21 protein-coding genes are annotated in these 20,528 nt (G+C 49.8%); 8 read left to right on the top strand and 13 right to left on the bottom strand.

What is annotated here, in order from left to right; genetic code table 11:
• Positions 1-52 precede the first annotated feature (52 nt).
• The 5 genes from EVX52_RS08315 to EVX52_RS25510 all read right to left on the bottom strand — a co-directional run bounded on the left by EVX52_RS08315 (position 53) and on the right by EVX52_RS25510 (position 2,437).
• Positions 53-268: a hypothetical protein gene (locus tag EVX52_RS08315; RefSeq protein WP_129991075.1), complete on the bottom strand. Its 216-nt coding sequence runs from the start codon at positions 266-268 to the stop codon at positions 53-55.
• A 436-nt stretch (positions 269-704) separates the two neighbouring features.
• Positions 705-902: a DUF4926 domain-containing protein gene (locus EVX52_RS08310; protein WP_129991074.1), complete on the bottom strand. Its 198-nt coding sequence runs from the start codon at positions 900-902 to the stop codon at positions 705-707.
• Positions 899-1,132, bottom strand: a complete 234-nt coding sequence (locus EVX52_RS08305; protein WP_240783443.1) for a hypothetical protein — start codon at positions 1,130-1,132, stop codon at positions 899-901. Before EVX52_RS08305 ends, EVX52_RS08310 begins: the two co-directional genes overlap by 4 nt.
• Before the next feature lie 19 nt (positions 1,133-1,151).
• Positions 1,152-1,373 (bottom strand): hypothetical protein, encoded by a 222-nt coding sequence (locus tag EVX52_RS08300; RefSeq protein WP_129991073.1) that lies wholly within the window; start codon positions 1,371-1,373, stop codon positions 1,152-1,154.
• The gene (locus EVX52_RS25510; RefSeq protein WP_129991072.1) at positions 1,370-2,437 is read right to left on the bottom strand and encodes a hypothetical protein; all 1,068 of its coding nucleotides are present in this window, start codon (positions 2,435-2,437) and stop codon (positions 1,370-1,372) included. Before EVX52_RS25510 ends, EVX52_RS08300 begins: the two co-directional genes overlap by 4 nt.
• A 377-nt stretch (positions 2,438-2,814) precedes the next feature.
• Between EVX52_RS25510 and EVX52_RS08290 the strand changes: the two genes are divergently transcribed.
• Entirely contained in the window at positions 2,815-3,213 is a 399-nt protein-coding gene (locus EVX52_RS08290) for a DUF4440 domain-containing protein (protein ID WP_129953446.1), read from the top strand.
• 246 nt (positions 3,214-3,459) lie between these two features.
• Entirely contained in the window at positions 3,460-4,743 is a 1,284-nt protein-coding gene (locus EVX52_RS08285; protein ID WP_165385169.1) for a GGDEF domain-containing protein, read from the top strand.
• 58 nt (positions 4,744-4,801) lie between these two features.
• Here EVX52_RS08285 and EVX52_RS08280 read toward each other — a convergent pair whose 3' ends face one another.
• The 4 genes from EVX52_RS08280 to EVX52_RS08265 all read right to left on the bottom strand — a co-directional run bounded on the left by EVX52_RS08280 (position 4,802) and on the right by EVX52_RS08265 (position 10,104).
• Positions 4,802-6,082 carry a cytochrome c gene (locus EVX52_RS08280; RefSeq protein ID WP_129991070.1) on the bottom strand — a complete coding sequence of 427 codons (1,281 nt, stop codon included), beginning with the start codon at positions 6,080-6,082 and terminating at the stop codon, positions 4,802-4,804.
• Positions 6,083-6,088: 6 nt separating this feature from the next.
• Complete coding sequence (locus EVX52_RS08275) at positions 6,089-7,858, bottom strand: GMC family oxidoreductase (RefSeq protein ID WP_129953449.1); 1,770 nt, start codon at positions 7,856-7,858, stop codon at positions 6,089-6,091.
• A gap of 44 nt (positions 7,859-7,902) precedes the next feature.
• A complete protein-coding gene (locus EVX52_RS08270) occupies positions 7,903-8,628 on the bottom strand; it encodes a gluconate 2-dehydrogenase subunit 3 family protein (RefSeq protein WP_129991069.1) in 726 nt (241 codons plus the stop codon).
• Positions 8,629-9,081: 453 nt separating this feature from the next.
• Positions 9,082-10,104 (bottom strand): LacI family DNA-binding transcriptional regulator, encoded by a 1,023-nt coding sequence (locus tag EVX52_RS08265; protein WP_370278321.1) that lies wholly within the window; start codon positions 10,102-10,104, stop codon positions 9,082-9,084.
• A 355-nt stretch (positions 10,105-10,459) separates the two neighbouring features.
• Between EVX52_RS08265 and EVX52_RS08260 the strand changes: the two genes are divergently transcribed.
• The 6 genes from EVX52_RS08260 to chbG all read left to right on the top strand — a co-directional run bounded on the left by EVX52_RS08260 (position 10,460) and on the right by chbG (position 15,740).
• Positions 10,460-10,783, top strand: coding sequence for a PTS sugar transporter subunit IIB (locus EVX52_RS08260; RefSeq protein ID WP_255466699.1), 324 nt, complete (start codon positions 10,460-10,462; stop codon positions 10,781-10,783).
• A 126-nt stretch (positions 10,784-10,909) separates the two neighbouring features.
• Positions 10,910-12,268 (top strand): PTS N,N'-diacetylchitobiose transporter subunit IIC, encoded by a 1,359-nt coding sequence (chbC, locus tag EVX52_RS08255; RefSeq protein WP_129953453.1) that lies wholly within the window; start codon positions 10,910-10,912, stop codon positions 12,266-12,268.
• 65 nt (positions 12,269-12,333) lie between these two features.
• Entirely contained in the window at positions 12,334-12,681 is a 348-nt protein-coding gene (chbA, locus tag EVX52_RS08250) for a PTS N,N'-diacetylchitobiose transporter subunit IIA (protein ID WP_129953454.1), read from the top strand.
• 14 nt (positions 12,682-12,695) lie between these two features.
• Positions 12,696-13,532: a transcriptional regulator ChbR gene (gene chbR / locus EVX52_RS08245; protein WP_129991067.1), complete on the top strand. Its 837-nt coding sequence runs from the start codon at positions 12,696-12,698 to the stop codon at positions 13,530-13,532.
• 60 nt (positions 13,533-13,592) lie between these two features.
• Positions 13,593-14,936: a 6-phospho-beta-glucosidase gene (locus EVX52_RS08240; protein ID WP_129953456.1), complete on the top strand. Its 1,344-nt coding sequence runs from the start codon at positions 13,593-13,595 to the stop codon at positions 14,934-14,936.
• A 45-nt stretch (positions 14,937-14,981) separates the two neighbouring features.
• Positions 14,982-15,740, top strand: a complete 759-nt coding sequence (chbG, locus tag EVX52_RS08235; protein ID WP_129991066.1) for a chitin disaccharide deacetylase — start codon at positions 14,982-14,984, stop codon at positions 15,738-15,740.
• Positions 15,741-15,798: 58 nt separating this feature from the next.
• On the opposite strand, the gene EVX52_RS08230 is transcribed toward chbG, so the two are convergent.
• The 4 genes from EVX52_RS08230 to EVX52_RS08215 form a co-directional block, all read right to left on the bottom strand.
• Complete coding sequence (locus tag EVX52_RS08230; RefSeq protein WP_129991065.1) at positions 15,799-16,689, bottom strand: oxidoreductase; 891 nt, start codon at positions 16,687-16,689, stop codon at positions 15,799-15,801.
• 20 nt (positions 16,690-16,709) lie between these two features.
• A complete protein-coding gene (locus EVX52_RS08225; protein ID WP_129953459.1) occupies positions 16,710-17,537 on the bottom strand; it encodes a DMT family transporter in 828 nt (275 codons plus the stop codon).
• 75 nt (positions 17,538-17,612) lie between these two features.
• Positions 17,613-18,518 (bottom strand): transcriptional regulator GcvA, encoded by a 906-nt coding sequence (gene gcvA / locus EVX52_RS08220; protein WP_129991124.1) that lies wholly within the window; start codon positions 18,516-18,518, stop codon positions 17,613-17,615.
• Positions 18,519-18,638: 120 nt separating this feature from the next.
• Positions 18,639-20,519, bottom strand: coding sequence for an amidohydrolase (locus EVX52_RS08215; protein WP_129991064.1), 1,881 nt, complete (start codon positions 20,517-20,519; stop codon positions 18,639-18,641).
• Positions 20,520-20,528 lie beyond the last annotated feature (9 nt).

The raw sequence follows: 20,528 nt of genomic DNA, 5'->3' as shown, positions 1-20,528 counted from the left end.
GGTTGCTTATAAAACATTTTAAAACTATAGGGGCATATAAAGTCCCTACGTATCATTTTGTAAAATTAATATCTTCAATAATTTTCGACATGTCCATAAAACTATCCTCAGAAAATATAATTGTTCCGTTTGAGTTAACCTCAATAAATTCCACACTCGAAATTGCACCTATTAAAATTTTCACCTTTTCGATTGAAAAGTTTGCTTTATCAAAAAATATCTTTATTTCATCTAATGCATCGAATGAGGACTCGATTTCAGCAGCCATGTGTAATCACTTTCAAATATTAAGCATAATCATGCAATTTATAGTAAATTCTGCTTATCATGGATGTCTGGGTACAAACAGTTTGTTCTGTATCATAATCCTAGAGTTGATGCATTAAGTTGAATTGATTTGCATGAGCCTGCCCTGAGTTTTTTTGGGGTTCTACGCCCTTATTAAGGGGGCTTATAAGTGAAATGCAACTGCATTAAAAGCGACACATAAAGCGGGCAGGCGTGGCGGGGATAGCATTGCGCGCGGAGCGTGTTGACGTACATTTATTCTAGCGTCTCAGCACGTCGTAAGGGGGTTATCTGGTTTCACCCTAAAACCGATCAGTTCCCAGAGCAGCGCTGTGTCTGACGCCTTTGACGAGCTACGAAGGTCTAAGACAAAATGGCCACCCGAATATCCGAGTAGCCTTGTCTTGTCTGATGAATCAGGGTTTATACTGTAATCGTTCTGGAGCTAATGCCAGAGAAACAATTGTTCGACCTTGTTGATCGCAGAATTCAACTTCATAAGCCAGTGAAGGTGTGCTGTAAACATCAACAACTGTACCGATCATACCCTTGGTTAGTCCTTTATCTGGCATATTTTTGACTAAAACGACAACGTCATAGGGAGAAGGTATCATTCATTTAAAAGCCGTTCTTTAGCTTCTGATAAAGCATGCTGAAACCAATCAAGGTTTATTGTGTTTAAGCCGTTTTCAAGCACTTCCTTCAGCTCTTCTTTGCCATTTTCTTGCTGTAAAAGCGCTACATATTGGTCATTGCAATAGATCTCAGCAATCAAATTTTCATAGTCTATATCGCTGGCTATGACAATTTCTAATAGGTGTGCATTCCCCACGTTTAGTTTCATAAAATCAATGAACTACACCCTAAACGTCAATATTCTGCTTGGCTTGTTCTATGAGTGTATAGAATTCATTGAAATCAAAATTCCAAATTTTCCCTGTATGTGGACATGGGAAAATTTCAATTCGGATGCCATTATCAGGCTCGTTGGACACTTCAGCCACCTGATCGGAATCAGAGTAGATTTCATAAACAACGTTTTCTCTGTCTGGCAAACTGGCCAGTTGTGCGGTTAATTTACTCATTTTGGGGGCTCCAGAAATCCTATTAACTTCCCTTGGGGGTCATACCTCAGACCCCGACCGTCTGTTGCAATAATATCAGTTACTTGACCAAACCGACCAGTGTTGCTGAATAGGACTTTTTTGCTTTCGTCGTTTAAAATGCCATCAACGATACTTTGCCCCTGTTCATTTATTGCGGCAGTATTTCCCTTAACGGGTGGAAATGCACTTCCAATACGTCCCCCATGTTTTTGCAGGGCACGTCCTGCTTGAGTTAAATCTCCCTTATCTAATAGTTTTGCACCATCGGATAACTGCTCGAGTGTAAAGCCATTAATGTTCTGCGGCTGCGTCAATTTCTCTAACTGACTAATCTCACCCGCGGCACCCATTCGACCAAGACCTAATCCCGCCGCCGCAGAGACAATAGCAATCGCCGAACCTGCGGTTGTCTCATTCAGCATCTGATCATAACCTGCCGGAGCTTCACCGCCGAGCTGCTGAGCTGTTTTGGCATAGCCTTCTATGTTTCCATTGTAGACACCGCCAGCAGCTAATAACCGCCCGGCAGCTTTACTATTGATTGTCTTAGTTGACTGGGCATGTTGAACAGGTGCTGAACCCCACCCCCCGTAATCGTATTTCTGAGTTGGAAGGGCTTTTACACCTTGTCTTTCGGCTACGGCGAATTCATAAGCATCCATAGTCTGTCGAATAAACCATTCGTGGTACAGATAGGCTCTGTCACAAATCAGGTCACCATTTTCATCAACGTAAAATGGGTTTTCGACCCAATTCCATTGCTCAGTGGTATCCACACCAATCAGCCAGCCTAACTGAAGATGCTCTTTTATTAAGTCGTAAATGGGATCCACATACCCGGCCTGTGCGCGTCGCCATGTGGGCTGTCCTGAGTAAACGCGCTCAGGAACACTAAAGGGGCTGAATTTGCTGCGGTAATTTCGCTCATCCAGATCATAGTGGGTTTTAGATTGTTCTAAAGCGTGCTCGGGTGAGCAGATATAGGCGAAGCCTTCTGGGCTGAGTTCCCATTTAATTTCACGGCCTTCGTAGAGTGTAAACATGATGCACCTGCTAATCCTTGCAGTTTTGGTTGATCAGATTTTCATCATATTACTTTTTTTTACTTAACCAAAATTATTGTGTTTATATGCCTAAATAACATTTAGTTAGTGAAGTAAATGCATGCATCAAAACCGCCAAAAATATGGCGGTTTATTCAGTATCAACAATGCTTAAAGCGCATAATCAGCAAACCTTCCTGATGTGATCGCAGAAACAAAAAAGCCCCGCACAGTTAAATGCGGGGCTTTTTTGTCGTTAAATCTCGAAATGGTCAATATGTGGACGTGGTTTGAAATAAATGCTTATATTTCAATTTGGTAAACCCTAAATCATGTCACCTTGAACTGTCTTAATAGCAAAAACAAAAGGAAATGCGATGAATCGTTTTGTTAAAGAAGTGTTTGATGCACATGTATTGATCCAGTGCTGGTTTTCCGATCCCGCTGCACATCAGCAGGCAGGAACCGAACTCCTGGCGCGTTTTAGTCCGGCATTTTCGATGGTAACCGTCACCGGTTACCGGTTGGATTATCCTGCATTATGTGCCTTTTTCAGGGAACAGCGGGGCACGAAAATCGGTTTGGAGATTAACGTTGAAGCACCCGTTGTTATTGCTGAAAATGAGGCAGGCGCAGTCGTTGCGTATCAGGAACGCCAGCAACTGCCAGGTCAGCCGGAGACGTTGCGTTATTCGACAGTGGTATTTGAAGTCGATACTGACGGGAAAGTGCTGTGGCGGCATCTGCATGAAACGGCGGCCGCTAATGGTCACTGACAATAATTCTTTTTCTTTCAGAAAATGATGCGGGTCAACAGCAGCGTTTATTACACAATAATAATCTGTAATCAAACTCGCTGACACTCAGTTTATGATAAAATCACGCCGCCTTGCAGGACAGAGGCTTATTCCCAACGGAGAGGGATGCGTGATATGACGTTATTTGATGTTAAAGATAAGTGTAAGTTAAATATGTTAGTGTTTTTCTTATACATATTGATTGTTTTAGTTCCTGTTACGGTGATGTCTCATCGCTATTTTTTTCATGAAACGCCTGCTGTAGTCTCAATATTTCCCGTCACTACCGCCATTTTATTTGTGCTGCATACCCTTATCGCCTTTTTCATGCTGATGCAATACATGGCGAATCGCAAGAAACTCTACCTGGCTGTATTATCCTTTGCGTACTCGTTGTCGGCATTCTATCTGGTTTACAAGCTGCTCTATTATCCGGGGATCTTCCTGACCGGGGCAGTGCTTGAAGGCTCCGTCAATGATCTGGCTATTTACTGGGTCTTTCGCAGTATCTCGATGGCCGCTGTATTTTTGCTCACTGCTTTCCTGTATCAGCGCAGGGATACTCTGTGCATCAGCCATCGTCGGGTGCTGAGCGTTGTGCTGGCCGCAAGCTGCCTGGCTGTGATTTTTGCCTATTTTCTTTCCAGTAAAAATCCGCTGTTCGGCATGGAGATTGTAACGGCAGACGGACGTGATTATAGCCAGCTTTGGTCTGGAAAAATGGGGTATGTTATTGGCGGTATCTGGGCACTGGCCACCGTCCTGATTATTTCTGTGACCCGGCTTAAAAATACCTTCTGGCTTGCTATCGGATTGAGCTGCATTTCCTATTTAGGCAACGTATCTATTTTACACAGCAGCATTTATATTCATTCGCTGGTCTGGTATTACGCGCGTTTTTTTGAAGTGTTATCGACGTTCTTTGTCGTGATTGTTTTACTATACGATATTTCTATGGTTTACAAGAAAACATTGATGAAATATCAGATTTCTTATGAGTCTTCTATTCGCGATCCGCTGACTAATCTCTATAATCGCCGGTATTATTACGATGCAATGAAAACTTATTTAGATAAAAAACAATCAGGGGTAAGGCTGGCGGTAATGGTGGCTGACATTGATTATTTCAAACGCTTCAATGATACCTACGGACACATTCAGGGCGATGAGGTCATTAAATATGTTGCCTGGTCACTTTCGCATTCCCTGCGTGATCAAGATATTCCTTCACGCATTGGCGGTGAGGAATATTCCGCACTGGTGATCGGTGCCTCTGAAGAGGAGGTTCGTACGATGGCAGAGCGTTTTCGTATCAACGTGACACAACATCATAGGTCAGAATTTCCCGGCACTCTCCCCGCGCCGGTAACGGTCAGCGTCGGCATCTATTTTATGGGTAGTGAGGATGATAAAGCCGAAGCTTGTGTGGCGAAAGCTGATGCTGCGATGTATCAGGCGAAGCAGAGCGGCCGCAATCGCATCGTGGTGTTCGGCGAGGCGTCCCTTTGAGAAGATGACATAAAAACGGCCTTCCGTGAGGAAAGCCGTTTGTTGATGAGCAGAACGTTTAGTGAGCCAGAGTTTTTCTCACTTCACTGACGTCTTTTGCTGTGACAGCCGGTGCGTTGTTGCTCCAACCCTGACGGATGAAGGTCGACAATTGTGCTGCTTCTTCGTCAGTCAGACGGTGGGCAAAGCCCGGCATGACCAGTGTCGACGGTGCACGTGCCGTTGAAGGTTGCTGTGCACCCGCGAGAATGGTGTGGATCAGTCCTGTCGGGTCTTTCGCGTTCACAATCGTTGCCTGATCCAGCTGCGGGAACACGCCTGGTGCGCCTTTGCCAGTCACAAAGTGGCAGGCACCACAGTTATCCAGATACAGACGCTCGCCTTCGGTGAGATTTTTCGCTGCCGTCAGTCTGGCTTCGGTCGCGCTGGCTTTCTGCGAATCTTGTGCCGGAACCGGTGGATTACCGCCCAGGAACTTGATGTATGCCGCAATGGCTTTGAGGTCTTCATCGGTCATATGGGCGGTGCTATTTTCCACCACAGACGTCATTTCGCCGCCTACCGCCGCTTTGTCGTTACGCCCTTTGCCCAGATAATCGACGATCTCCTGTTCGTTCCAGTGCGCTACGCCGCGCAGCGACGGGACGTCCCAGTTATTGAGGCTGCCACCCGCCAGAAAATCAGAGTCGCTGCTGTCGAGTGCTTTTTCATTCATGCCGAAGCCGCGCGGAGTGTGGCAACTGCCGCAGTGGCCCAGGCTTTCCACCAGATAAGCGCCGCGGTTAACCTGTGCGGACGCACCGCCGATTGGCTGGAATGGTTTGTCAGACGCAAACGCCCAGTTCCAGAAGCGCATGCCCCAGCGCTGGCTGAACGGGAAGCTCAGATCCGTTTCCGGCGGTTGTTCCGCGCTCGGTTTTACGCCCTGCATAAAGTAAACGTAGAGCGCGTGCATATCCTCATCGCTGATTTTGGCGTAATCAGGGTAAGGCATCGCCGGATACAAACGGGTGCCATCCGGCAGCACGCCTTTACGCACCGCATCCGAGAACTGGGCTTCGGTATAACCGCCAATGCCGTGGTCTTTATCCGGCGTAATGTTGGTCGAATAAATGGTGCCCAGATTCGAGTTGATCGCCAGCCCGCCGGAAAACGCCGGTTTGCCAGCCACCGTATGACACGCGCCGCAGTCGCCCAGGCGCGCCACATACTCACCTTGTTTTATGAGCGCGACGTTGTCGGCTTGTGCATTCGTGGCTGCCTGCGCATTCGCCATAAAACCTGCACCCAGCAGCAAGGCATTAGCGATAAATAAACTTTTGAGTTTCATCTTGTTCATCTCCGCTTATGCCTGAACCAGTGGACCAGGATTTTTCAGGTACTGATCTTTAATTGCCTGCGCTGCCATCAGGGTGATCGCACCGATGGTATCGGTCGGGTTGGCCTGGAAGTTTTGCGGGAAGGCATTACCGCCCGGCACAAAGACGTTATGTACATCCCAGCTTTGCAGGAACTTGTTCAGCGCAGAAGTTTTCGGGTTGTCGCCCATCACCGCGCCGCCCACGTTGTGCGTGGAAACGTATTTTGTCAGGTCAAAGTGCGCGTCCATCGGCAGGAAACTTTCGCTGTAGCTGTCCGGATTCAGCTCTTTAGTGATATTGCCAACGATACCTTTCAGATATTGCTGCAATTTGAGTTCGTTTTGTTTCCAGTCGAAGGTCATGCGCAGCAGCGGATATCCATATTCATCTTTATAGTTCGGATCGAGATCCAGATAGATATCGCGATAAGACTGGCAGGTGGTGGTAATGCTGATTTTCATTGAATGGCCGTACCATTCTTCCATGCCTTCTTTCCAGCCGGTGCCCCACGCAGGCGTGCCTTTTGGCAGCGAGGTGCTGATTGGCGTGCCGGTGGCCTGCGAACTGTGGATTTTCGCGCCGCCGATAAAGCCCAGCGCAGGGCCGTCGAAGTTGCCCGGAGAGATGTCGTTGAACATCTGGCCGGTGGCACCTGCGGTAGCGAACGGATTGAAGTTTTTGTCTTTGAAGAACAGCGTAGAGCCGCCGTTACTGAGGAACGCATAGTTACGGCCAATCACGCCTTCTTCGGTAATTGGATTATAAGGCTTGCCGATCCCTGACAGCAGCATCAGGCGCACGTTACAGAACTGGAAGCTACTCAGCACCACGATTTTGGCGGGCTGGAAACACTCGTTGCCGTCTGCATCCATGTAGATCACGCCTTTCGCGGTTTTCTTATCATCATGCAGTTCGACTTTCAGCACGTTGGCATGCACTTCATAGGAGAAGTTATCCATACGTTTAAGTGCATCCATGACCGCCGTCTGCGGTGAGGCTTTCGAGTAGTTCAGGCACGGATATTTACTGCAATAACCACAGTAGTTACAGGGTGCAATTTGGTTGCCATAAGGGTTAGTCCAGGCGCGGGAGACACAGGCTGACGGATTCGGGAACGGGTGATAGCCCATCTTTTTGGTCACTTCAGCAAACATACTGCTGTTAAGCGTATCTTCCAGTGCAGGCAGGGGATACGGCTCGGAGCGGGGCCCTTCGAACGGATCACCACCTTCCATAATCTGACCACGAAGATTGCCGGTTTTGCCGGACTGGCCGCAGATGTGCTCAAACTTAGTGTAATACGGCTCAATTTCATCCCATGTGAATGGGAAATCCATGATCCGCATATCTTCCTGTAAGATGCCCGGTTTGTAAGCCTCGTCAGCGTAGGTTTTGAGTTTTAAATCAGTCGGCGTCGGGCGAATCAATACCGCTGTCCAGTGCAGACCGGAACCACCAACGCCGGTACCCGGCGCAAATGCACCCCATTTACGGGTCGGAAGGGCAGTTTCACGCATGTTGTAACGCACGGTGACGGCGGCTTCTGCCGGGGTCGCCATGACTTTATTGCGTACCGCGTAGGCATATTCGTCCGCCGGTTTCGGGTAAGCAAATTCTTCATAACCACGATCGCCGCCACGCTCAAGCGCGCGCACGGTCAGGCCCGCCATTGCCAGCTCAATACTCATCAGTGAGCCAGCCCAGCCGAGGCCGACAACAACAACGTCGACTTCCGGTTTAGTTACTTTTGCCATCTTTAATCCTGTCATTCATCAGAAAACGGTAATAGGGCGGGCACTCAGGCACGCGCGCCTTGCAGGCTCACAGGTCCCAGCGGATAAGGGACATTGTGCTGCTTAACCCATTCGGTGAAACTGGCGCGGGCGCCGGGGAAGCCGATGGCTATCCATGCTTTCATCCCTTTGTTTCCGCCGTAGATCGGGTCTGCCAGATAACCGTGTTTGGTATCTGAAAGCAGTTCACTGAAGAATTGCGAAGCCACGAGGTTCTCTTCACCAAGATCCGCAAACTGAATGCCATTTTTCTGCAGCTGCGTCAGAACGTTGTCTTTGTCCTGAGCGGCGAGGTCATGGAAGGCTTTCTGGTGGTTTTGCTGACACCAGGCGTTCGTCAGGCGAATGCCGGTTTTGTAGATTTGCTGCGGACGGAACGGGATCTGATACCCCATTGTGGCCGGAGCATGCACATTGAACGGGCCCTGCATGTAAATTTCATCACCAAAATCACCGTGCATTTGCTGGTCGATAAAAATCGGCACGTTGGTTTCGAGTGCGCCCGGTGCTTTACCTTTGCCACCAGCAGGGATCAGACGGTCAGCAGCGGCCATAATAAACTGCCACTCATCGGTACTGAAAAATATGGGTTTATAATCGAGTAAATCCGGGGCAGCCATTTCCGCAGCTTGTGCCGCCGACAATCCTTTCATCATTATGGTGCCGACCGGCAGAGCCATCAGCGACCCAAGTAAAAACTTGCGACGGGTTGTTTTTTTTTGAAGGAGCATAGAATTACGACTCTCACATGCCTGATGTTAAGTTTGGGTTAATTATTATTATTTTGGGGTACAAATTTATAATATCACTGCTACATCTAAAATAAATGAATAAATTCCATGCGAACTGTGCGGTGGCTAATGTGGTGGTTTTAAATAATCATGGAATAGATTTTAAATCCTTTTAAAACAGCTAGTTATAAATTTTCTATTTACCAAAACTCAAATTAAATTAGCATCAGTTATCAAAGATCATTGTCTGTCTTCACTGGCTGAATTTAGATCAATATAATTGCGCACGGAAAGTTCCTGTTATTAGTTGTTGTGAATGTTAGCTAACATTTTTAACAAATAAGAATTGATTTCAATTTCGGATAATAACGCAGCACGGCTCCCTCCCCTGCGAAGGGGAGGGTTGGGGTGGAGTATTAAGGTCAAAAACATAAACTGAAATGTGCGCGGGCCCTAAGCCGATTCCCGAATCACCAGCCGGTAACCCATATCGACAATCGGCTCTTCAACCACGATGCCTTCAATTTTATCCGCCAGCATATCCGCCGCGCGGATGCCTAAATCCCACTTTTCAACGCTGACTGTGGTTATCGCCGGGCGGTTGTGGGCAGCAAAATTCAGATCCGCAAAACCGATCACCGAGAAATCATCCGGAACACATAAACCCTGTGCTTCGGCTTCCATAATTGCACCTTGGGCCAGCGTATCAGAACTGCAAATGATGGCGTCGAACGGCTCACCGGTGGCAAGCAGTTGTCTGAGTGCATGACGCCCGACTTCCATATTGGCCGGACGTGAGACGATCACTTCTTTAATATCGTGCCCGGAGAGAGTCCGTAACACACTGATGGCTCCGTTTTTACGTACCATGGCGCGGCGATCCGAGGCGCAGATAAAACCAAAGCGGGAAAAACCTTTGCTGAGGAAATAGTCACCGATGGCATTGCCGACTTTTTCGTGCGAGAAGCCAATCAGCATATCTATCGGCGTAGGTGTCAGATCCCAAATCTCCACCACCGGAATATTGGCATTCAGAATGATTCTTTTCAGTTCTGAGGTGTGATGGATGCCGGTCAGCACAATCCCGTCCGGTCGACGCGAAAGCAAGGTCGCGACAATATCGGTTTCATCTTCCGGCTCATAGCCGACAATACACAACAGCATGTGGTAACCCCGCGCCGCGAGCTGGTCGCTGATCGCCTGTACAGTATCGACAAACATATTATTGTTGATTTGCGGCACCACGACGGCGATGAGTTTTGTGCGACGGGTGGCCAGTCCGCCGGCCAGCATATTAGGAATGTAACCGGTGTTTTTTACGGCCTCCATCACGCGGGCAATGGTTGCCGGACGCACGACTTTAGGATTGTTTAAGGCGCGGCTGACCGTCATCGGGGAGAGGCCGGCGGCCTGTGCGACATCTTCGAGCGTGGCCGTGCGGGAAAGGCCATTTTGGATATTTGTTTTCTTATTCAAAGTATTGACCACTGAATTCGGGCGTCAAAATAGTAATGTTTGCGCAATCATTATCAGTTTCTCATATTGTTCCCTGCTTGGGTAAGGGGAAATGTTAACTTTCTGTTGCGTTGCAGCCCGGCTCGGTCTTATTTATCCTCGCGAATTATTTCCCCAAAACGTGAAGGGAGTCATAGGGGATGGTCAAGGAGAGAAGATTTCTGTAAGCACCGAATTATCGCGTCCCGGCGCGATGCCGTATAATGCTTTCAAGCAGAGACGATTCATCATTTTCATTTATATGCTCTGAATACATTCTCACAGGTGAAGGAAAAACCGTTGCCAGAGCTGCAATCTATCGGGATATGAGGGTTTCATCATGGAAAAGAAAGTCATTTATTTGTTTTGCTCCGCCGGAATGTCCACTTCATTGCTGGTTTCTAAAATGAAGGTTCAGGCCGAGAAATATGAGGTCCCGGTCATTATCGAAGCATTTCCTGAAACACTGGCCGCTGAGAAGGGTATGGCGGCAGATGTCGTTCTGCTTGGGCCGCAAATTGCTTATATGCTGAATGAAATTAAAAATGTCTTGCCCGGCAAACCGGTTGAGGTGATTGATTCTGGCCTGTACGGCAAAATCGATGGGTTAGGTGTTCTGAAAGCAGCGGTTGCTGCGATCAAAAAAGCAGCAGCGCAGTAATTTTAATTTTTCCTTATTTTTAAATTGATCGTCTTTATATTGAAATTTTTAAGTCAAAGAGAACTCCAGTCAAAGAGCGAATTTCTTCCCCTGGCCGCCGGATGGCGGCATTAAAGGAAAATACCAATGAGCAAAGCCATTGATTCACTTGAAAAGATACTCCTTCCTTTTGCCGTCAAAATAGGTAAACAGCCGCATATTAATGCCATTAAAAATGGTTTTATAAAACTCATGCCGCTAACCCTTGCGGGTGCCATGTTCGTTTTAATTAATAATGTATTCCTGAATTTCGGGGCCGGTTCTTTCTTTTATTCATTAGGTGTGCGTTTAGACCCGTCAACTATCGATACACTGGCCGGTCTGAAAACCATCGGTATTAATGTTTATAACGGTACGCTCGGTATTATGTCGCTGATGGCACCGTTCTTTATCGGCATGGCATTAGCGGAAGAACGTAAAGTTGATTCGCTCTCCGCCGGTTTATTAGCCGTCGCGGCCTTTATGACCGTGACGCCATACAATGTCGGCGAAGCCTATGCAGTAGGTGCAAACTGGTTAGGGGGCGCCAATATTATTTCCGGTATGCTGATAGGTTTGGTTGTCGCAGAAATGTTTACCTTTGTCATTCGCCGGAACTGGGTTATTACCTTGCCGGCGAGTGTGCCGTCTTCTGTTTCCCGATCTTTTTCAGCACTCATTCCGGGTTTTATTATTCTGTTTATTTTCGGGATGATTTCCTGGTTACTCGGATTATATGGTCATAACTTCCACCAGATCATTATGGATTCTATTTCCAAGCCTCTGGCGGCGATGGGCGGCGTGGTGGGCTGGGCGTATGTGATTTTCAACTCCCTGCTGTGGTTCTTTGGTGTACACGGTTCGCTCGCACTGACCGCTCTCGACAACGGTATTATGACCCCGTGGGCCCTGGAAAATATCGCTCTGTACACCGAGTACGGTTCCGTGAGCGCTGCCATTGATGCCGGGAAAACCTTCCATTTCTGGGCAAAACCGATGCTGGATTCCTACATCATGCTGGGCGGTTCCGGTGCGACGCTCGGGCTTATTATCGCCATCTTTATCGCTTCACGCCGTGCCGATCATCGCCAGGTGGCGAAGCTGGCGCTGCCGTCAGGTATTTTCCAGATTAACGAGCCTATTTTGTTTGGTCTGCCGATTATCATGAACCCGGTCATGTTCATTCCGTTTGTCCTGGTCCAGCCGATTCTCGCAGCTATCACACTTGCGGCTTACTCTCTGGGGATCATTCCCCCGGTGACTAACCTGGCGCCGTGGACCATGCCGACCGGGCTGGGCGCCTTCTTTAACAGTAACGGCAGTATCGCTGCGCTGCTGGTCGCGTTGTTCAATCTCGGTGTCGCCACGCTGGTGTATATGCCATTCGTGATCTTATCTAACAAAGCGCAGGCGATCATTGAAGAAGAAGAAAGCGAAGAAGACATTGCAGCCGCATTGAAATTTTAATCTCAACGGAGGGCGGGCAGAGGCCATCTTCCCGCTGTTATCCGGCCAATCAAGGAGAGACCAGGATGATGGATTTAGACAGTATTGTAGAAACTGAAAACGAAATGCAGGATCTCGAAGAAGTGGTCATGGGGTTGATCATTAACTCCGGACAGGCGCGCAGCCTGGCTTACGCAGCGCTCAAAAAGGCCAAAGAAGGAGATTTTGAGCAGGCGCACGCGGTAATGGCACAGTCAAAAATGGCACTCAATGAAGCGCATCTGGTACAAACCAAACTGATTGAGGCCGATCAGGGCGAAGGGAAAACCAAAGTCAGCCTGGTACTGGTGCACGCGCAAGATCATCTGATGACGTCAATGCTGGCCCGTGAGCTGATTGCGGAACTCATTGAGCTTCATGAGAAAATAAAATAACGTAGGGATCCCTAATGCAGCCACCGGTACTGAGCATGGAAATCAAGACAGCGCGCGAAAATCAGCTCTTCGACGGGCAGAATTTCCACATGTTCATCTACAACAAAGTAGAAAGTATTTCCGGGCTGCATGAGCATGACTACTATGAATTTACAGTGGTACTGACCGGGCGGTATTACCAGAACGTCAATGGCAAACGGGTATTGTTAGAACGCGGCGATTTTGTGTTTATCCCGCTGGGATCTCACCACCAAAGCTTTTATGAGTTTGGTGCGACACGGATATTAAATGTCGGGATCAGCAAAGCGTTCTTTGAGCAACATTATTTATCTTTATTGCCATCCCGCTTCGTGGCATCACAGGTTTATCAGATTAAGACTGAATTTCTGGCTTATATAGAATCTGTGATTGCTTCGTTGAATTTCAGGAACGGGGAATTTAATGAGTTTCTGGAAATGGTGACGTTTTATATTGTGAACCGTTTACGTCATCACCGGGAATCCGAAGTAGCGACAGATGCGCCAGGCTGGCTTAAAAATACCATTGAGAAGATGCATGATAAAGCACAGTTTGGTGACAAGGCATTAGTGAATATGGTGGCACTTTCCGGTAAATCTCAGGAATATCTTAGCCGAGCCACGCAGCGACATTATGGCAAAACGCCGATGCAGATTATTAATGAAATCCGTATTGATTTTGCCAAAAAGCAACTGGAAATTACGAATTACTCGGTTTCGGATATTGCATTTGAATCTGGTTACAGCAGTCCGAGTATGTTTATTAAAAACTTTAAAAAGCTGACATCTTTCACCCCGAATCATTACCGGAAGAAGTTATGCAGTATTAATTAATCCGAATCATTTATTTCTCTGTTTAAATTTGCAGTGCATTATTATTGCACGGGAGTTCCTATGCGTAAAAAACTGAAAGTCGTCACCGTCGGTGGCGGAAGTAGTTATACCCCGGAATTACTGGAAGGCTTTATTAAACGCTACGATGAACTGCCCATTACTGAATTATGGCTGGTTGATGTGGAAGCCGGTAAAGAGAAACAGGACATTATTTTCAACCTTTGCCAGCGTATGGTGGAGCGCGCAGGCGTGCCGATTGTGATGCATAAAACACTGGATCGCCGCGAAGCGCTGGCGGATGCCGATTTCGTCACCACGCAACTGCGTGTCGGCCAGTTGAAAGCACGCGAGCTGGATGAACGTATCCCGCTGAGTCACGGTTATCTCGGTCAGGAAACCAACGGGGCTGGCGGATTGTTCAAAGGGCTGCGGACTATTCCGGTGATTTTTGACATCATCCGGGATGTCGAAGAAATCTGTCCGGACGCCTGGGTCATTAACTTCACCAACCCGGCGGGTATGGTGACAGAAGCCGTATTCCGTCATACCCAATTCAAAAAATTTATCGGCGTATGTAACATCCCGGTCGGCATGAAAATGTTTATTCAGGATGTGCTGAAGCTGGCACCGCAGGATGATTTGTCTATCGATTTGTTTGGCCTGAACCACATGGTGTTCATCAAAGATGTTCTGGTCAACGGCGAATCACGTTTCGCCGAACTGCTTGACGGCGTAGCATCCGGCACACTCACCGCCGGTTCGGTGAAAAACATCTTTGATTTGCCCTTCAGTGAAGGGCTGATCCGCTCCCTGAATCTGCTGCCGTGTTCTTATCTGCTGTATTACTTTAAGCAGAAAGAGATGCTGGCGATTGAAATGGGGGAATTCTACAAAGGCGGCGCGCGCGCTACGGTGGTACAGAAGGTTGAGAAGCAGCTGTTCGATCTGTACAAAAACCCTGATCTGAATGTCAAACCCAAAGAACTGGAATTGCGCGGCGGGGCCTATTATTCCGACGCGGCCTGCGAAGTCATCAGCGCGATTTACAACGATAAACAAACCGAGCAGTACGTCAATTTCCCGCACAACGGGCATGTTGATAACATTCCGGCTGACTGGGCGGTGGAAATGACCTGTACTATCGGGCGTGACGGCGCAAAACCACACCCGCGTATCACGCATTTTGACGAAAAGGTACTGGGGCTGATTTACACCATCAAAGGGTTTGAGATTGCCGCGAGTGAGGCTGCACTGAGCGGTGAACTCAATGATGTTCTGCTGGCAATGAATCTCAGCCCGCTGATCCATTCCGATAAAGATGCCGAAATACTGGCGCGCGAAATGTTGCTGGCTCATGAAAAACTGCTGCCAAATTTTGCCAAAACCATTGCTGCGCTGAAATAACCCATGGCCTTCCCCGAAAAGGGAAGGCGTTCAAACGGGACATTTATGGATAAATTACTGATAGTGAACGCCGATGATTTCGGGCTTTGTAAAGCGCAAAACTACGGGATTATTGACGCATTCAACAACGGCGTGGTGCGGTCGACGACGGCGATGGTCAATATGGCCAGTGCTGAACACGCGGCGGCGCTGAGCAAAGCAAATTCTGATCTTGCCGTGGGCATGCACTTCGTGCTGACGCTTGGACGTCCGTTGTCACCCATGCCGGGTCTGGTCCGCGACGGTGAACTGGGCAAATGGATTTGGGAAATGGCCGGGCAGGGTACGTTACCGCTTGATGAAATCAGGCATGAACTGCAAAGCCAGTTCGACCGTTTCCTGGCTCTGTTTGGCCATTTGCCGACCCATCTCGACAGTCATCATCATGTGCATATGTTCCCGCAGATTTTCCCGATCGTTGAGGCGTTCGCACAAGAGCAGGGCATTCCTGTACGCATAGACCGTGAGGAAATCCGCAGGGGCGACATTGCGCTGTGCGGCGCGAAGAGTACCGACGGTTTCGACAGCAGTTTCTACGGTGAGGCGGTTTCAGAAGCCCTGTTTGTGCAAACACTGGACAGCGCGACACAACGTGGTGACCGCTCCGTGGAAATCATGACCCATCCGTCGTTTATCGATAACACCATAATGGCGAGCAAATATTGCACTCCGCGCCTGGCAGAGCTGGATGTGCTGACGTCGGCCTCGCTCAAAATTGCGATAACTGAACGCGGATTCCGGCTGGGATCGTTTAAGGATTTATAAGCCGTAATACGCAAAGGCTGCCGCTGGCATCAGGTTCGCGGCGGCCTTTTTGTGGGCATCAGCCCGGCCCCTCACTCCCCGCCGCCAGCAGCGGGACCAGAATGTCGCTGATCGGTGTAGGAAGACCCCGGGCGAGCCCATAACGCTGTACGACGCCGTTACGTATATCCCATTCCAGCGGGCGGTTAGCCTGGCGATCGGCGAGAATGGATGTGCCTAAATCTGCCGGCGCACGATGAAAACCCTCAACGATCTCTTGCGGAACGGTATCGCTAAGTACCGCCCCCTCTGCACGCGCGACCGTCAGACATTCCTGCAGATATGCCAGTGCCAGTTGCGTGATATCCCCGCGTGAGAACATACCTGCCCGGCGGTTTGCGAGAACCATCAGACCAGCGACCGCATTCTGCAGCAGTTTGCGCCATGCGATCGTGAGGAAATCGGATGACAATTCAACCGCACAGCGTGTGCCACTGAGCGCCTCAGCGATCCGTTTTGCCTTTGGCACATCCGGCAACGTCAGTCGCGGTTTGGCGCGCAGCCGGACTGAAGCATCCGGTTCGCGTTGTGCCGGGAACCATACGACGGAAGGCAGTACCGTTGCTCCGTTAACGTAAGGTTCCAGCAGCGTTTTCTGTTCAACGCCGTTTTGCAGTGCACAGACAACGGTATTTTCATCGCATAAGGTGGTCAGCCAGCCAGCGCTGTCAGCCACCTGCGTCGTTTTCACCGCAACAAAAACCAAATCGAAAGGACGGGTAACGGTTGACGGATTGTTCAGTACCGGACCTGGTACTACAATTTCGCCGTCATCATGGCGCAGAATTAATTCGGGGTGTGCGGTGCGCCCGCACAGCAGCGGGGTGCGGTTCACCTCATGCAGTACTGCGGCGATGGTGGTACCAATCGCACCGGGGCCTATCAGAGCTATAGCAGGGCGGTCAGACATTTTAAGTTCTCCTGATTTGATTAACCCATCAATAATGTGCCGGTGGCAATCACCGCACATGCCAGCATTTTTCTCAGCGTGAGTGTTTCGCCAAGGAACCAATAACCCAGAACAGCGGCAAACAGTACGCTGGTTTCGCGCAGCGCGGAGACGGCACCCATCGGTGCGGCCGTCATGGCATAAATAATAATGCCGTAAGCCAGCAGCGATACCAGCCCCCCCGCGGCCGCACTGAGTAAACCAGGCCGCCAGCGCAGTAAGCTTTTTGTGTCGCGCAGAACGATATACAGCACTGGCATCAGCACTCCCCATAACATGCTCATCCACACGGTATAGGAAAACGGATTGCCGGAGACGCGTACGCCCATTCCATCCACTACGCTGTATGCGGCGATAAACGCGCCGGTAGCCAGGGTATATTTCAGGCCTGGCATCGCCAGTTTGCGGCTTCTCATTGCAAGCATAAGAATACCGCCAGAAATTAGCGCGATGCCAAGAAGGGTGTTAAAAGCGATCTTCTCCCCGGCGAACAGCGCTGCCCCACAGGTCACCATCAGCGGCGAGGAGCCGCGTGCAACCGGGTAGGTTTGCCCGAGATCCCCGCTCTGATAACTGCGTATTAAACACAGGTTATAGCTGACATGCAGCAGGGCAGATAACACCGCATATCCGATGCTCGCCCGGGCAGGCAGTGGCAGAAATGGCGCGATGACAACGCAGCTCAACGCAATCGCCACACACATGATGGTCATCGACCACAACCGGTCATTACCGCTGCGTAATAAGGCATTCCAGCTGGCATGCAGCAGGGCGGCGAATAATGTAAGTAAAATAATATGAGCGGGCATGTACCGATGCTAAACAGCCTGTCCCCGGATTAACAGTGAAGTGTTGTCATCGGGGTATGAGCAATGATTCATACTTCAGCGGTAACTTAACTGTGCCTGTTGTGATTCGGCCAGCAGCCAGTTACGGAATTTAATGATATGTGGCTGCGTTTCGATGCCTTGCGGACAGACGAAGTAATAGGCGGCCGGTGAAGGAAAATTGACGTCAAAGAGCCTGACCAGACTGCCCTCACGGATTTCTTTTTCTACGTGTCCGCTGCGCGCTAGCGCAATGCCCTGGCCCAGTAACGCGGCTTCAATCGTCATATTGGTGTCGGCGAAGCGTACACTCTCGTGCAGCACATCGGTGTTTATCCCGACCAGCTTAAACCAGGCATCCCATTTCGGTACCAGATCGGCTCCGTCACGCGTCAGCAAGGGAAAACGCAACAGTTCAGCAGGCCCGGAAGGGGTACCAAAGCTGGCTAAAAAAGCGGGGCTGGCCACCGGAAATAATTGTTCGCGGAACATAAATTCTGTATGCAGTGCCGCATAATTACCATGTCCGAAACGGATCGCTACATCGGAATCTGCGCTGGCGAAGTTGATGGCTTTATCCGTACTTTCCAGCGACACCAGAATCTCCGGATGCAAACGTGCTAATTCCGGCAGACGCGGTAACAACCACTTTAAGGCGAAAGAATAGGTGGTGCTGACACGCAGTCGCACCCGTCCTTTCTGTTCACGCAGATCCGCAAGTGTGGTTTCAAGTTTACTAAAGAATTCCCGTACCAGAGGGGCGAGCGCGGCACCGGCAGGTGTCAGGCTAAGGGTTTTACCCCGTTGGAAAAGTTGAAGGCCCCAGATTTCCTCCAGTTTTTTCAGCTGATGGCTGACCGCACTTTGTGTAATAAACAGTTCTTCTGCAGTTGAGGTAAACGTTGTGTGGCGGGTGGCCACTTCAAAGGCACGGAGTGTGGCTGTAGGAGGGAGGTCACGCATCATGGTGTTCCTGTTAATGAGCAAATGCTCATAATAGGGTATGGCGTAGCCCGTGCAAAAGATACGATGACAGAAAAAATGGCCTGCGTTACAGGCCATTTCCATGTTGTTCTGAAAGGGTCAGAACGAGAAGCACGAACACCCTAAAGCACCCCAGAAGGCGTTGTCATCGGACACCGGGACATCAGAACCCCGGGCAATATCATGGCTGTGTTTATGCACGCCGCACGGGCCAACGCACTGATGTCCCTGACGAACCAGCCCGACACGCGCAACACCTTGTGGCGGTGCAGAGCGGTAATGTCCGGGTACCGTGGTGACCGGCGACCAGTCCGGCAGCACCGGAATCGCTGGCGGAGCCAGAGGCGAGAAGCTGCCGGCAGCATAAACCACTTTACCATCGACTACGGTCATCACTGATTCGATACCCTTGATACGTTCTTCCGGCACGCTGAAGAAATCTTCGGAAAGCACCGCCAGATCGGCCAGCTGTCCGGCTTTGATCTGACCTTTCTTGCCCTGTTCGCTGGAGAACCACGAGCTGCCCTGTGTCCACAGCATCAGCGCAGTTTCGCGGTCAATGCGGGCCTCATCATCATACATGGCCATGCCGCCTACTGTACGACCTGAAACCAGCCAGTACAGCGCCGTCCATGGGTTATAACTGGCAACGCGGGTCGCGTCGGTACCCAGCCCGACCGGCACGCCTGCGGACAACATTTTTGCCACCGGCGGCGTATGTTTAGTGGCTTCGATACCGTAACGGTCAGCAAAATATTCTCCCTGGAACGCCATACGATGCTGTACCGCAATGCCACCGCCCAGCGCTTTGACGCGCTCAATATTACGTTCGGTGATGGTTTCCGCGTGGTCAAAGAACCAGTGCAATCCGTTGAACGGAATATCGCTGTTCACTTTTTCAAAGACATCCAGCATCCGGCTGATCGATTCGTCATAGGTTGCATGAAGGCGGAACGGCCAGCGGTGCTCCACCAGATGACGCACCACGCGTTCAAGTTCGACCTCAGTTCCCGGCGGTAAATCCGGACGCGGTTGCAGGAAGTCTTCAAAGTCTGCCGCTGAAAATACCAGCATTTCACCTGCGCCGTTATGACGGTAGAAATCGGTACCCTGGCCAGGTTTGAGCATGTCAGTCCAGAGTTCAAAATCTTCCAGCTCGTGTTGCGGCCGCTGGGTAAACAAGTTGTAGGCAATGCGTACCGTCAGCTGATTTTTCTGATGAAGCTCATCAATGATCTGATAATCCTCAGGATAATTCTGGAAGCCGCCGCCTGCGTCTATGGCGCTGGTCAGGCCGAGCCGGTTCAGCTCACGCATAAACTGGCGTGTGGAATTCACCTGCTGTTCCAGCGGCAGTTTCGGACCTTTTGCCAGCGTTGAATACAAGATCATGGCGTTTGGTTTGGCGATCAACATGCCGGTCGGATTGCCGTTGCTGTCACGCTGAATTTCACCACCCGGTGGATTTGGCGTGTCTTTGGTATAGCCGACCACTTTGAGTGCGGCGCGGTTGAGCAGGGCACGGTCGTATAAATGCAGGATAAACACCGGCGTATCCGGTGCGGCCTGGTTAATTTCATCGAGCGTAGGCATGCGGCGTTCAGCAAACTGAAACTCGGTCCAGCCACCGACGACGCGCACCCATTGCGGGCTTGGCGTACGCAGCGCTTGCTCTTTGAGCATACGCAGGGCATCGGCCAGTGAAGGTACGCCTTCCCAGCGCAGTTCCAGATTATAATTCAGACCGCCACGGATCAGGTGCAGATGCGAGTCATTCAGGCCGGGAACGGCGGTATGGCCGTGCAAATCGACCACCTGCGTCTGTGCATCAGCAAACTGCATCACTTCATTTTCGGTACCGACAGCCAGAAATTTACCGTCTTTGATTGCGACGGCATTTGCCAGCGGTTTTTCTCTGTCAACGGTATGGAACTTGCCGTTAAGCAGGATCAGTGAAGCAACATTATTTATTGGATTCATTGGAAAATC

The organism is Rahnella sp. CFA14(1/10), assembly GCF_004195095.1.
Taxonomy (GTDB): domain Bacteria; phylum Pseudomonadota; class Gammaproteobacteria; order Enterobacterales; family Enterobacteriaceae; genus Rahnella; species Rahnella perminowiae.
The sequence above is the reverse complement of the archived record's forward strand: the minus strand, read 5'-3'. Positions and strand labels throughout refer to the sequence as shown.

Bases quoted from the DNA above. Each gene is read 5' to 3' on its own strand.
- EVX52_RS08315 (WP_129991075.1), bottom strand. From the start codon at position 268: ATGGCTGCTGAAATCGAGTCCTCATTCGATGCATTAGATGAAATAAAG.
- EVX52_RS08310 (WP_129991074.1), bottom strand. From the start codon at position 902: ATGATACCTTCTCCCTATGACGTTGTCGTTTTAGTCAAAAATATGCCA.
- EVX52_RS08305 (WP_240783443.1), bottom strand. From the start codon at position 1,132: ATGAAACTAAACGTGGGGAATGCACACCTATTAGAAATTGTCATAGCC.
- EVX52_RS08300 (WP_129991073.1), bottom strand. From the start codon at position 1,373: ATGAGTAAATTAACCGCACAACTGGCCAGTTTGCCAGACAGAGAAAAC.
- EVX52_RS25510 (WP_129991072.1), bottom strand. From the start codon at position 2,437: ATGTTTACACTCTACGAAGGCCGTGAAATTAAATGGGAACTCAGCCCA.
- EVX52_RS08290 (WP_129953446.1), top strand. From the start codon at position 2,815: ATGAATCGTTTTGTTAAAGAAGTGTTTGATGCACATGTATTGATCCAG.
- EVX52_RS08285 (WP_165385169.1), top strand. From the start codon at position 3,460: ATGTCTCATCGCTATTTTTTTCATGAAACGCCTGCTGTAGTCTCAATA.
- EVX52_RS08280 (WP_129991070.1), bottom strand. From the start codon at position 6,082: ATGAACAAGATGAAACTCAAAAGTTTATTTATCGCTAATGCCTTGCTG.
- EVX52_RS08275 (WP_129953449.1), bottom strand. From the start codon at position 7,858: ATGGCAAAAGTAACTAAACCGGAAGTCGACGTTGTTGTTGTCGGCCTC.
- EVX52_RS08270 (WP_129991069.1), bottom strand. From the start codon at position 8,628: ATGCTCCTTCAAAAAAAAACAACCCGTCGCAAGTTTTTACTTGGGTCG.
- chbC (WP_129953453.1), top strand. From the start codon at position 10,910: ATGAGCAAAGCCATTGATTCACTTGAAAAGATACTCCTTCCTTTTGCC.
- chbA (WP_129953454.1), top strand. From the start codon at position 12,334: ATGATGGATTTAGACAGTATTGTAGAAACTGAAAACGAAATGCAGGAT.
- chbR (WP_129991067.1), top strand. From the start codon at position 12,696: ATGCAGCCACCGGTACTGAGCATGGAAATCAAGACAGCGCGCGAAAAT.
- EVX52_RS08240 (WP_129953456.1), top strand. From the start codon at position 13,593: ATGCGTAAAAAACTGAAAGTCGTCACCGTCGGTGGCGGAAGTAGTTAT.
- chbG (WP_129991066.1), top strand. From the start codon at position 14,982: ATGGATAAATTACTGATAGTGAACGCCGATGATTTCGGGCTTTGTAAA.
- EVX52_RS08230 (WP_129991065.1), bottom strand. From the start codon at position 16,689: ATGTCTGACCGCCCTGCTATAGCTCTGATAGGCCCCGGTGCGATTGGT.
- EVX52_RS08225 (WP_129953459.1), bottom strand. From the start codon at position 17,537: ATGCCCGCTCATATTATTTTACTTACATTATTCGCCGCCCTGCTGCAT.
- gcvA (WP_129991124.1), bottom strand. From the start codon at position 18,518: ATGCGTGACCTCCCTCCTACAGCCACACTCCGTGCCTTTGAAGTGGCC.
- EVX52_RS08215 (WP_129991064.1), bottom strand. From the start codon at position 20,519: ATGAATCCAATAAATAATGTTGCTTCACTGATCCTGCTTAACGGCAAG.